This window comes from Kutzneria kofuensis, from assembly GCF_014203355.1.
Taxonomy (GTDB): domain Bacteria; phylum Actinomycetota; class Actinomycetes; order Mycobacteriales; family Pseudonocardiaceae; genus Kutzneria; species Kutzneria kofuensis.
On record NZ_JACHIR010000001.1, the window covers coordinates 517365 to 529186 of the forward strand.

Below are 11822 nucleotides of genomic sequence, written 5' to 3' on the forward strand. Positions count from 1 at the left end.
CCGAATCCGCGCCGGCCCGAAGCTGTGAACGGACCTTTCCCAAACTCGGAGTAGAGGAACGGTCCGTTCCGAACTTCGGCGGGGCGTCAGGGCGCGGTGACCTGGACCGTTGCGGTGCGGGTGACGGTGTTGGCGCCGGCGGCGGTGACCGTCACCGTGACCTGGTAGCTGCCGGGTTCGGTGCCGGGTGGCGGGGTCAGGGCGACGGTCTGCTGGACGGGCAGGTGGTTCGACTTCAGCAGCAGCGCGCCGGGGTTTGCGACCCAGCCGTTGGAAGCGGTGATCGCCACCGGGAGCGTGCCCGGGGCCTGGCCGAGCACGTCGACGCCGAGGCCACGGATCGAGGCGTCCACGTGCCGGCGCGAGTCCGGGGCGGCGTGGTTGATCGACGGCGGCTCGTCCTGGGGCCTGGTCGCCCACGCCGACGGTGTGCTGCCGACGGCGACCCGGAGCGTGCCGCCGCGGGTGATGTCGTCCCAGCCCAGCCAGCTGGCGCTGACGCCCCGGCCGTTCAACGCCACGCTCTGGACGTACCGGTTCACATCCGTGACCCCGGGCGCGGTGATCGTCAGCTGGCGCTGTCCGGTGTGGACGGTCATGGTCGGGAACTGGGGACTGGACAGGGCCAGGAAGTTGCCACCGCTGGTCGTCGGGTACAGGCCCAGCGAGGAGAACACGTACCAGGCCGACATGGTGCCGAGGTCGTCGTTGCCGGTCATGCCGTTCGGGCCGGTGGTGAACAGGGTCATCGCCGCCCGCACCACGGTCGCGGTCTTCGACGGCGCGCCGGCCCACAGGTACATGTACGGCGCCAGCAGGTCGGGCTCGTTGTTCGGGTTGTAGGTCGGCTTGCTGTAGTAGTCGTACGGGCTGGAGATCCAGTCGTCGTGGACGGCCCGGCCCGGATCGGTCAGCAGGTGCGGGTACGCGAAGAAGGCGTCCAGCCGCTGCTCGGCCGTCCTGCGCCCGCCCATCAGCTGCACCAGCCCGGCCGGGTCCTGCGGCGCCAGCCACTGGTACTGGTACGCGCCGCCCTCGTGGAACTGGTGGTCGGCGGCGACCGGGTCGTACGGCGTGAGCCAGGTGCCGTCGACGGTGCGGGGCCGGAACTGGCCGGTGGAGCTGTCCCACAGGTTCCGGTACCACTGGCCGCGAGCGGCGAACATCCGCGCGTCGGCCTTGTGCCCGAGGCCGTCGGCCATCAGTGCCAGCGCGGCGTCGGCGAGGGCGTACTCCTGGGTCGCGGACGCCGGGTGGTCGCAGTCGTTGTCGCCGCCCTTGTCGGCGCAGTCCGTGCCGCGTTTGAGGCCGGACGGGATGTAGCCGCGGTCGGTGTAGAACGGCTCGCCGGTGCGGCCGTTGTACTGCGAGCCGGCCGGCGGCAGGCTCGTCGCGTTGGCCCGGAGCAGCGTGTACGCCTCCTGCTCGTGCCCCTTGAGCAGGCCCTTCGTCCATGCCTCGACCAGGAACGGCGTCACCGGGTCGCCGGTCATGATGTTGGTCTCGCTGTTGGCCAGCGCCCAGCGCGGCAGCCAGCCGCCGTCCCGCCCGGCGGCCACCAGCGACAGCGCCACGTCCCGGGCCACGTCGGGGTGCAGCAGCTCCAGCAGCTGGTTCTGCGGGCGATAGGTGTCCCACAGGGAGAAGTTCTGGTAGGGCGTGTAGTCCGCCGCCCGGTGCACCTTGGCGTCGAAGCCGGCGTAGCCGCCGTCCACGTCGCCGGCCAGGTTCGGGTGCAGCTGGGAGTGGTAGAGCGAGGTGTAGAACGCCGTCTGCCGGTCCGGGCTGCCGCCGCCGATCTCGACGGTGTTCAGCTCCTTGATCCACGCGTTGTGCAGCGCGGCGCGGGTGGCGTCGAAGTCGTAGGAACCGCCGGTCTCCTGGGCCAGGTTGGCCCGCGCGCCGACCATGCCGGTGTAGGAGATGCCGACCTTCAGCGTCACGGTGCGCTGGGTGGTGGCGTCGAAGGTGACCCAGGCGCCGTTGCCGCCGGAGCCGGCGGCGTCCTTCGCGCCCGGCGTGGGCGTGGTGCCGCGCCAGGCGCCGTACGAGGCGAAGGGGTGGTCGAAGCTGGCGGTGAAGTAGACCGTGTGCTGGTCGTGCCCGGCGCAGAAGCCGCCGTCGTGCACGCGTCCCTCGACCGTGTGGTTGTCGACGACGTGGACCTCTGAGTCGAACACCGACTGGTTGGCCTGGCCGGTGTTGAACAGGACGTTGGCCGCCGCCGTCGACGGGAAGGTGTAGCGCTGCCAGCCGGTCCGCGGCGTGGCGGTCAACTCCGCATTCACGCCATAGGTGGACAAACCGACCCGGTAGTAACCGGGCGTGGCCTGTTCGTCGTCGTGTGAATAGGCCGACGCGTACTTGGCCGGATCCACCGAATTCACCGCGCCGGTCGTCGGCATGACCGGTAGCTCCCCCATCACGCCGCAGCCGACGCCCGACAAATGGGTTTGGCTGAAACCGTAAATCGCCGACTGGTCGTAGTCGTAGCCGCCCTGGCCGCCGGTGTCCGGACTCACCTGCACCATGCCGAACGGCGCGCTCGCGCCGGGAAAGGTGTTGCCGGAGTTCTCGGTGCCCACGAACGGGTTCACCAGCGTCGTCGGATCGGCTGGCGCGGCGTCGGCGGCAGGACCCACCGTGACCGCCAGAAAACCCGCCACCAGCGTCGAAACCGCCATTGCCGAACGGAACCGCATGCCGGCCCACCCCCCACGGTAGCCATCTGGTTACGGGAAGCACTAGACCAATGCGTGCCGGCGCTGTCAATCGAGCGATCCGTCCGTTGTCCCGCAGATGCGCCGTTTGAGTGAAGATCTACATGGCCGACTCCGCAACCGGCCTGGGAAGCGACTACGGTGTCTGACCGACCGCCGTCGAGTGGAGGCGTCATGAACAAGGACGCGGGTCCCGACGGCAGGCGTTGGATGGGTGTCGGCCAATCCAGCACCACCGCATCGAGGACCGCAGCGGCCGAGGCCGCACGCGCCGCCCTGACCGGGGCGGATCCGAAGCTGCTCATCGTCTTCGCGGCGATCACGTACGACCCGGCGCAGGTGCACGCCGGCGTGCGCGACGTCGTCGGCGACGACGTGCCGGTGATCGGGTGCACCACCCGTGGCGAGATCTGCAACGGCGGCGCCAATGACGGCACCGTCGTGGTGGCCGCGATCGGCGGCCCCGGCTTCGCCGTCACCACGGCCGCCGCCGAGAACGTGGCGGGCCGGCAGCGCGACGCGGGTGTGGAACTGGGCAGGGCCGTGACCGAGATCCCGGGCCTGCCGAACCGGGTGCTGGTGTTGCTGACCGACGGGCTCGTCCGCGAGCAGGAGCAGATCGTGCGCGGCTGCTACAGCGTGCTCGGCGCGAGCGTGCCGCTGTTCGGCGGCTCCGGCGCGGACGGCTGGCGCATGAAACAGGCCTACGTGCTGGCCGGCGACCGGGTGCTGACCAACGCCGTCGTGGCCGCGACGATCCACTCGGAGGCGCCGCTGTCGGTGGGCGTGCGGCACGGCTTCCGCACGGTCGGCGAGCCGATGATCGTCACCAGCAGCCGGGACGGCCGCATCCAGACCGTGGACGACCGGCCGGCGCTGGACGTGTACCTGGAGCGACTGGGCGCGCCGCCGGAGGCGTACACGGACAAGGAAGCGCTGATGCGGTTCGCGCTGCCGCGGCCGCTGGGCCTGCAGCGGCGCAACGGCGTCGACGCCCGCAACGTCAGCACCCAGATCGACCTGGAGGGCCGGTCGCTGGGCGGCGGCGGCAACTTCGACCACGGCGGCCTGGTGTGGGCCATGACCGGCGACGAGCAGTCCATCCTGGCCGCCACGGACGCGGCCTGCCAGGAGGCGCTGGCCGGGCTCGGCAGCCGGGAACCGGTGGGGCTGCTGACGATCAGCTGCGCGGCGCTGCGGGCGGTGCTGGACGACGAGGCGCTGCGGCGGGACAACGCCCGGCTGGCCAAGTGGGCCGAGCAGGCGCCGTTCGCCGGCTTCTACGCGTACGGCGAGATCGCCCGGGCCCGAGGCATCCACGGGTTCCACAACCAGACACTCGCCGTGCTGGCCCTCGGCTGAGATGACGAGCATCGGGGGCGCTTACCACGACGGGCAGCAGCTGCTGGAGCTGTTGTCCGTCGTGTCCGAGTGCTCGGACGAGGAGTCGGCGGCGCACGCCGCCGTCGAGCGGGCCGCTCAGGCGCTGGACGCCGAGGTGGCCGCGGTGGTCATCGACGACGAGGTCGCGGCCGTCGTCGGGTTCCCGGTGGGCCGGGTGCCGCAGGACGACCTGGTCGCGGTGGCGCACCGCGAACGCGACAACGTCGACGTGCCCGGTGTTGGCCATTGTCACGCCATCGCCGCCGACTGGGGTGGCAGCCGGCCCGGCCACCTCGTGCTGGCCCGGTGGGGCGAGCGCGGGTTCTCGGTGGAGGAACGCAACGTCGTCCGGGGCATGGCTCGGCTGCTGGAGCTGGCCCTGACGATGCTGCGGACGTTGCAGGCCGAGCACGAGATGCGGGAGCGCAGCGAGCGGCAGGCGGCCGAGAACGCCGAACTGCTGGCGTCGCTGCAGCAGCGGCAACGGTTGCTGGAGCACCTGTTCGACGTGCAGCGGGCGATCTCACGGCGGCGGCCGCTGCCGCAGGTGCTGGACATGATCGCGGCGGCGGCGCGGCAACTGCTCGGGGACGGCGCCGTCGGGTTGTGGCTGCGGGACGACTCGGATCCGCAGCAGATCTCCCTGGTGGCCGGGGCCGGGCTGGCGGTGGACATCGAGCGGGAGACGCCGACGATGCCGCTGGCCGAGGCCGGCACCGTCGGGGCGGCGATCATGTCCGGCGGGGTTGTCGTGTGCGAGGACGACTCCACCGAAGGCGTTGCGTCGATGGCGGCCCCGGTGCACGACTCCGGCACCATTACCGGCGGGCTCGTGGTGATGGCCGAGCGGCCCGGGCGGGTTTATGCGCCGCCCGAGGTGCAGATGCTGCAGTCCTTCGCCGAGCACGTGAGTTTGGCGCTGACCGATGCCAACACCGTCGACCGGATGCACCAGGCATTCCACGACTCGGTGACGGGGTTGGCCAGCCGGAGCCTGTTCCTGGACCGGCTCGCGCATCAGTTGGAGCTGACGGGGCACGGCGGCGGGCGCGTCGCGTTGTTGTTCATCGACCTCGACCGGTTCAAGGCCATCAACGACACGTTGGGGCATGCGGCCGGGGACACGCTGCTGACAATTACGGCCGATCGGATCGTGGCGCAGCTGCGGGACAGTGACGTGGCCGCGCGGTTCGGTGGGGACGAGTTCGCGGTGATGCTGCAGAATGTCTCCACGCCGGGGGACGCCGCCAAGGTCGCTGACCGGATTCTGCGCGGATTGCATGAGCCCATGCGGATCGCGGGGCGGCAACTGCAGGTGAACGCGTCCATCGGGATCGCGTTGAGCACGCACGGGATGACGGATCCGGCGGCGCTGGTGCGACGGGCGGACATTGCCATGTACCGGGCCAAGCGGAACGGGCGCGGGCGGTACGACGTGTTTGCCGACGAGATGCTGCTGGCGTTCACCGATGGGGAGACTCAGCAGACGGTGTGACGGGGTGTTCGAGGTTGCGGTCGCGTGGTCGTGGCTGCGGGTTGTGGGTTGCGTGGTCGTGGTTGTCGGTTGCGTGGTTGCATTTGTGGGTCGCGTGGATTTTGTGTGGAGCCTCTGGACGATGGCCTCCGAGGGGCAATTCCGGGGCAGGCTCCGCCTGCCCCTCGCGCGGAGAGCTTAGGCCATCGTCCACCTCCACACAAAATCCACGCTTAGGTGTTCGGTGTCGATGGCGGGGTGGCGGCGACGCGATTATGCATGAAACAATCACCCGTTAGTGATTCGAGTTCGATCATGTGTGCGAGTATTCTGGAGGCATGGAAGAACTCACCCGCGAATTGGAGACCAGGGAACCTAGTGGCGACCTGTTCAGCCTGATCATGGGTGTGGAATGGGCGAGGCTGTCCGCCGACCAACTGGTGACGGTGTCCATTCTCGCCCGCAAACTGAAGTCCGCCTGCGAATGGGTCGAGCTGGCCGCACTGCGCCGAACCGAGGACCCCACCGAGCTCGCCATGGCCCTCACCGAACCCGAACAGACCGTCGCCCGGAGGAAAGAAGCCAGTGTGGTGCTGGAGATGCTGCCTCGGTTGGCCGAGCAGTTGCGGCGCGGCGAGTTGGACTTCCGCCGGCTCGATGCGGTGCGGGAACGGGTCCAGCACCTGTCCCCCGACCTGGTGGCCGAGGTTGAGGATGCCCTGGTCGGTGTGGCCGCCGGGTTGAACCAGACCCAACTGTGCCGCAAGACCACCGCCCTGGTCGCCCACGCCGACCCCGACGGCTACGAAACCCGCTGCCACAAAGCCAGCAAGGACCGCCGGGTCGAATTCGCCCCGCTCCCCGACGGCATGGCCAAACTGACCTGGATCCTGCCCGCTGCCGAAGCCCACGTGGTGTTCGAGCAGCTCTGCAAGGACGCCAAAGCCCTGCCCGCCGACGATCGCACCACCGACCAGAAGCGGTCCGATGCCCTGCTGGACCGGCTCCGGCGGACCAAGGGCGACTGGAACGTGCGGACCTTCGTCACCGTCTCCATGGAGACGTTGATGGGCCTGACCAACGACCCCGGACACCTCTCCGGCTACGGCCCTGTGTCTGCCGACGCCGCCCGAGAGCTGGCCATGCACGGCCCCTGGCGCGGCATCCTCCTCGACCAGTACCGCCATGCCACGGCCATCACCACCGACACCTACCGCCCCACCACCCTGATGAAGGAATTCGGCCACGTCCAGGCGGGCGGCACCTGCACGGCTCCGGGCTGCAGCAGCCCGATCCAGGAATACGACCACATCACCCCCTGGCCACAGGGCGAAACCGAGCCCGCCAACCTCCAGGGCCTCTGCGCCTGGCACCACCACCGCAAACACGACAACTACACCGTCACCCGCGCCCCTGACGGCACCTCACACTGGACCACCCCGACCGGCCGCCATTACACGACCCGCCCATTCGAATACTGACCGCCCCGGTTCTTTGACAATTCCACAGCGACCGACAACCGCCAACCCACCGCCCCCAACAATGCGCTTGGGCCGATTTTGTGTGGAGGGGGACGACGGCATACAATTGATCCGGCTCAGGGCAGGCCCTGCCTGCCCCTAACCGCCCTGAGCGCCATCGTCCAGAGGCTCCACACAAAATCGGCCCACCCCCAAAACAAAAACCCGCTACCCCACCGTTACAACAAATCAGCCGTCCGAACGCTTACGATGCAGGCTGAACTTCTCAAAAACCGACAGCTCGCCGTTCGGCTTGTTCACGTTGTAGTAGGTGACGTGCATGGTGGTGGTGTCGCCGGGGCGGCGGCCCGGGTCGACGGTGAACGCGGCGAAGCCGTACGGATGGTCGAGGTCGCGGACCGCGCTCCACACCGCCTCCTCCTTCACGTATGTTGCGGTCCGTTTGCCGTTGGAACCGGGCTGCGCGGACACGGCGGTGATCACCTTGCCGGTGCCGTCCTTGAAGAAGGAGCCGTTGGTGGTGCCGGAAACGCCGCCACCGCCGAGAATCATGTGCACGGTGCCGTGGGTGGCGTCGATGTTGTCGGTGGCCGAGGACACCGGGTTCGGTGTGAGCGTCTCGCTGCCGGAAACCACACCGTGCACGGCGAGGGACCGCTCGTAGTCGTGCTCGTGCCCGCACAGCACCAGGTCCACGCCGTAGCGGTCGAACAGCGGCCCGTACTTCTCGCGCAGCCCGAGGTCGGCGCCGTTGGCGTCGGAGGTGCTGATCATCACCTGGTGCATGGCGACGACGACCCAGTCGATGTCCCGGGACTTGCGCGCGGCGGCCAACTCCTTCTCCAGCCACGCCAGCTGCCGCCCACCGGAGTAGCCGTTGATGTAGACGTCACCGCCGTCCTGCAGGCAGTTGTCGTCGTTCTGCAGCACGATCACCCGCACCGAGCCGGCGGTGAACGAGTACCACAGGCCGGCCAGTTCGCGGTCGGTCTCGGTCGACGGCAGCTGGAAGTACGCCTGGTACGCGGCGAGGCCGATGGGGCCGTTCTGCTTCTCGATCTCGTGGTTGCCGGCGGCCGGCATCCACGGCCGGAACCGGGCCGAGCGGGTGTTGTTGGTGAAGAAGTTGTTCCAGGTGCGAACCCGGTCCACGTCCAGGTTGGCGTAGCACAGGTCGCCGTTGAGCAGGTGGAACAGCGGGGCGACGGTCTCGATGCCGGTGACGATGTCCTTGGTGGCCGGCGTGGAGTTGGCGTCCAGGCCGACGCTGCCGTTGGCGGCCCAGGTGACCTGCGGCGCGGACTGGTCGCCGAAGCTGGTGAAGGTGAACGGCATGCGCCCGGCCGGCGCGGTGCGGAAGGTGCCGGCGTCCGGGGTCGCGCCGTCGTGCTGCGCCGCGTACATGTACTGGGTGTTGGGGCGCAGGCGGGTCAACTCCGCGTGGTGGATGTAGACGGTGCGGCCGGAAGTGCCGTCCACATAGGTCTTGGTGTCGGCGTCGACGCAGCCGCCGAAGCCGCCCTCCAGCGTGCCGTAGACGACGCGCGGCTTGCGCACCGAGCCCTCGGTGATCCAGGAGACGACCATCTGCCGCGACGGGTCGCGGCCGAACGTCAGGTGCAGGCCCTGCACCGGGGTGGCGCCGTTGCCGACGCTGGGCACGAACGCGGGCGTCGCGGCCCCGGCCGTGGCGGTGCCGAGCAGCGGGGCCGCGGCGGCGGTCGCGCCGAGCAGGCCCAGCGCTCCTCTTCGGCTGACGGTGCGCTTGGTGGTGTCGTCGGACATCGGGTCTCCTCGCTCGCCGGATCGCGCAGAACCTAGGCCGATGGAGCGTCCGTGCCGTGAACACCAGCTGTCCGAGCGATGAATCAGCCTGAGGGTCCGAACCTTTCGACCCGGATGTCCGCCGTGGGCACGCCGATGTCGAGCAGCAACATGCTTGCGGCCTCGGCGAAAGCGGCCGATCCGCAGACGTAGCAGATAGCGCCGGGCGTGTAGAGGGGCAGCAGTTCCCGCGCGGTCAGCCGACCGCCGGCACGGCCGCCGAAATCCTCACGGGTGACGGCGATCAGCGCGCCGGCGGCGGTGAGTTCGTTGGCGTACGGCAGATCCTCGGCCGTGCGGACCGACACCGCGACGCGACAGTTGTCGGAATTGTGCCGCAGCATGGAAATCATCGGCACGACACCGGAGCCGCCGCCGACGCCCAACGCCGGCGTGGCGCCGTCCCACGCGAACCAGCCGCCGATCGGGCCGCGGATCTCCAGCTCGTCGCCGGGCTCCACGATGTCCGCCAGGTACGTGGAGACCTCGCCGTCCTCCAGCCGTTCCACGAACAGCTCCAGCAGCGGGTCGGCCGGGGCCGAGGCCACCGAGTACGAGCGCTGCGCCCGGTAGCCGTCCTCGGCGGTCAGCCGGATCACGTAGTGCTGGCCGGGCAGGTGCCGCACCCGGTCCGGCACGTCCATCCGCAGGGTGACGCTGTGCGGTGTGTCGTGCCGGACCGCCACGACCTTCGCGTACCGCCAGCCGCGCGGGTCAGTCACCTTGGTACCGCTGTTCCAGCCAGGGATCGCCGAGGTCGTGGTAGCCGTTGCGCTCCCAGAACCCGTGCACGTCATGGTCGAGCAGGGTCAGCTTGGTGATCCACTTGGCGCTCTTCCAGAAGTACAGGTGCGGCACCAGCAGCCGGATCGGGCCACCGTGCTCGCGGGGCAGCGGCTTGCCCTCGTGCGTCCACACCAGCCACGCCTTGCCGTTGCGCACGTGCTCCAGCGGCAGGTTGGTGGTGTACCCCGTGGTGGAGGTGGCCAGCACGTGCGTCGCCGCCGGCAGCGGCTCCACCTGGTCGAGCAGCAGGTCGACGCTGACGCCGCCGAACCGGGTGTCGAACTTCGACCACGTGGTGACGCAGTGGATGTCGCCGCGGTACTCCTCGTGCGGCAGCCGCTGCAGGTCATCCCAGGTCCATTGGCCCGGCGCGCGGACCAGGCCGTCGATGGTCATGGTCCAGCGGTCGGTGTGCACCCGCGGCGTGACCTCGGCGGTCAGCACCGGGAAGTCCCGGCCGATGTCGTACTGGCCGGGCGGCAGCCGCCGGTCCCTCGGGGCCCGGCGTTTGCCGACGAACCCCCGTGTGGGTCGACTCATGGCGGCAGTATGCCGGCAGCACCCGAGGCAGTGCTATCCGAAGAACCTGGTGAGTTCCTCGACCACGGCGTCCGGTCGCTCCTCGGCCAGATAGTGGCCGCTGTCCGGAATTTCGCGGATCCGCACGTCGGTGGCGGCCTCGGTGATGGCGGCTTCCACCGGTTCACGCACCCACGGCGCGAGCAGCCCCAGCACCGGTGTGGTCACTTTCTCGTAGCCGCGCAGGTCCTCGATGTCCCGCTCGAACGCCTGGTACCAGCGGTTGCCGGCGCGGATGGCGTCCGCGGTGTCGTAGGCGGCGGCGTAGATCGCCCGGTCGCGGTCGGTGATCGCGTCCCGCCGCACCGCGATCCGGTCGATCATGTGGTCCACCAGGTACCGCGCGCGTCCTTCGAGCAGCTGCGCCGGCAGCGTGTCGAGCTGGTTGAAGGCGAACCACCACAGCGTGCCGGGGCCCAGCACGCGGAGCTCGTGGAAGGAGTCGCTGGGGTGCGGCACGTCCAGCATCGCGATCTTGCGCACCGTGTCGGGGTGGTTGGCGGCCAGGCTGAACGCCACCATCGAGCCGATGTCGTGCCCGGCCACGTCGACCCGGTCGTGGCCGAGGTGCCGGACCAACTCACCGATGTCGGCGGCCATGGTCTTCTTGTCGTAGCCGTCGGCGGGCTTGGCCGAGCCGCCCATGCCGCGCAGGTCGACGGCGACGACGCGGTGCCGCTCGGCCAGTTTCGGCATGACCTTGTGGTACGACCACCAGGTCTGCGGCCAGCCGGGCAGCAGCACCAGCGGCTCCCCGTCCCCGCCGATCACGTAGTGCAGGCGGGTCCCGTTGACGTCGGCGTGCTCGCTACGGAAGCCGAGCTCGGCGGCGAGTTCTACGTCGTTCATCTATGACTCTTTCCAGATCGATCGTTCCAATATTGGGCTGTGCGTAGACGCGGATCCACGTGAGTGGCTCAGGTGGCCGTGGCGGGCAAGTGAGCCACTCACGTGCGCCCAAGCCGGGCTGGCGGGTCAGGCGAGCAGGGACAGGGCCTGGTCCAGGGCGTCGGTGATGCGGCGCTCGTCCGGGTGGTGGGCCATCACCCGCAGGCCCTGCAGGAACGTCACCAGGAAGCGGGCCAGCGCCTGCGGGTCCTTGTCCGGACTCAACTCCCCCTCGTCCCGGGCCCTGACCAAGGCGCCGGCCAGCATCGCCTGCAGGCCGTTGAAACCGCCGTCGACCAGGGCTTCAGCGCCGTCCACGGCCGGGCATTCGACGGCGGTGTTGGTGATGAAGCAGCCCTTGCGGTCGGGATCGAGCACCGCGTCCCGGGCGGCGGACGCCATCAACGCCCGCACCGCCGCCAGCGGCCCCGGCCCGGACAGCTGGCTCAGGTAGCGGACGCCCAGGTCCTGCGAGTAGCGCTCCAGGGCTCGCAGGTAGAGCTCGTTCTTGCTGCCGAAGGTGGCATAGATGCTGGCCCGGGCGATGCCCAGGTGGTCGACCAGGTCCTGCATGGACGTGGCCTCGTAGCCCTGCCGCCAGAACAGGTCCAGCGCCGCCCGCAGGGCGACGTCGGGATCGAACTCCTTGGTCCTGGCCATGCCGGCACGCTAGTCATATCGGAACGA

General features: G+C 69.6%; 9 protein-coding genes. 3 read left to right on the top strand and 6 right to left on the bottom strand.

What is annotated here, in order from left to right; genetic code table 11:
• Positions 1–86 precede the first annotated feature (86 nt).
• The gene (locus BJ998_RS02325; RefSeq protein WP_246488501.1) at positions 87–2684 is read right to left on the bottom strand and encodes a GH92 family glycosyl hydrolase; all 2598 of its coding nucleotides are present in this window, start codon (positions 2682–2684) and stop codon (positions 87–89) included.
• Between the two features lie 210 nt (positions 2685–2894).
• On the opposite strand from BJ998_RS02325, the gene BJ998_RS02330 reads away from it, so the two are divergent.
• The 3 genes from BJ998_RS02330 (at position 2895) to BJ998_RS02340 (ending at position 7058) form a co-directional block, all read left to right on the top strand.
• Complete coding sequence (locus BJ998_RS02330; RefSeq protein WP_184858054.1) at positions 2895–4082, top strand: FIST signal transduction protein; 1188 nt, start codon at positions 2895–2897, stop codon at positions 4080–4082.
• A 1-nt stretch (position 4083) separates the two neighbouring features.
• Positions 4084–5598 carry a sensor domain-containing diguanylate cyclase gene (locus BJ998_RS02335; RefSeq protein ID WP_184858056.1) on the top strand — a complete coding sequence of 505 codons (1515 nt, stop codon included), beginning with the start codon at positions 4084–4086 and terminating at the stop codon, positions 5596–5598.
• Positions 5599–5915: 317 nt separating this feature from the next.
• Positions 5916–7058, top strand: coding sequence for an HNH endonuclease signature motif containing protein (locus BJ998_RS02340; protein WP_184858058.1), 1143 nt, complete (start codon positions 5916–5918; stop codon positions 7056–7058).
• A gap of 228 nt (positions 7059–7286) precedes the next feature.
• On the opposite strand, the gene BJ998_RS02345 is transcribed toward BJ998_RS02340, so the two are convergent.
• From BJ998_RS02345 to BJ998_RS02365, 5 genes are all read right to left on the bottom strand, one after another.
• A complete protein-coding gene (locus BJ998_RS02345; protein ID WP_184858060.1) occupies positions 7287–8843 on the bottom strand; it encodes a purple acid phosphatase family protein in 1557 nt (518 codons plus the stop codon).
• Between the two features lie 83 nt (positions 8844–8926).
• Complete coding sequence (locus BJ998_RS02350) at positions 8927–9604, bottom strand: FAD-binding oxidoreductase (RefSeq protein WP_312889879.1); 678 nt, start codon at positions 9602–9604, stop codon at positions 8927–8929.
• Positions 9597–10208: a sulfite oxidase-like oxidoreductase gene (locus BJ998_RS02355; RefSeq protein ID WP_184858064.1), complete on the bottom strand. Its 612-nt coding sequence runs from the start codon at positions 10206–10208 to the stop codon at positions 9597–9599. Before BJ998_RS02355 ends, BJ998_RS02350 begins: the two co-directional genes overlap by 8 nt.
• Before the next feature lie 33 nt (positions 10209–10241).
• Positions 10242–11096 carry an alpha/beta fold hydrolase gene (locus BJ998_RS02360; protein ID WP_184858066.1) on the bottom strand — a complete coding sequence of 285 codons (855 nt, stop codon included), beginning with the start codon at positions 11094–11096 and terminating at the stop codon, positions 10242–10244.
• A 126-nt stretch (positions 11097–11222) separates the two neighbouring features.
• A complete protein-coding gene (locus BJ998_RS02365; protein ID WP_184858068.1) occupies positions 11223–11795 on the bottom strand; it encodes a TetR/AcrR family transcriptional regulator in 573 nt (190 codons plus the stop codon).
• Positions 11796–11822: the final 27 nt, after the last annotated feature.

Excerpts from the sequence above, each read along its gene's own strand:
- BJ998_RS02355 (WP_184858064.1), bottom strand. The coding sequence starts at position 10,208 with ATGAGTCGACCCACACGGGGGTTCGTCGGCAAACGCCGGGCCCCGAGG.
- BJ998_RS02345 (WP_184858060.1), bottom strand. The coding sequence starts at position 8,843 with ATGTCCGACGACACCACCAAGCGCACCGTCAGCCGAAGAGGAGCGCTG.
- BJ998_RS02335 (WP_184858056.1), top strand. The coding sequence starts at position 4,084 with ATGACGAGCATCGGGGGCGCTTACCACGACGGGCAGCAGCTGCTGGAG.
- BJ998_RS02360 (WP_184858066.1), bottom strand. The coding sequence starts at position 11,096 with ATGAACGACGTAGAACTCGCCGCCGAGCTCGGCTTCCGTAGCGAGCAC.
- BJ998_RS02330 (WP_184858054.1), top strand. The coding sequence starts at position 2,895 with ATGAACAAGGACGCGGGTCCCGACGGCAGGCGTTGGATGGGTGTCGGC.
- BJ998_RS02325 (WP_246488501.1), bottom strand. The coding sequence starts at position 2,684 with ATGGCGGTTTCGACGCTGGTGGCGGGTTTTCTGGCGGTCACGGTGGGT.
- BJ998_RS02340 (WP_184858058.1), top strand. The coding sequence starts at position 5,916 with ATGGAAGAACTCACCCGCGAATTGGAGACCAGGGAACCTAGTGGCGAC.
- BJ998_RS02365 (WP_184858068.1), bottom strand. The coding sequence starts at position 11,795 with ATGGCCAGGACCAAGGAGTTCGATCCCGACGTCGCCCTGCGGGCGGCG.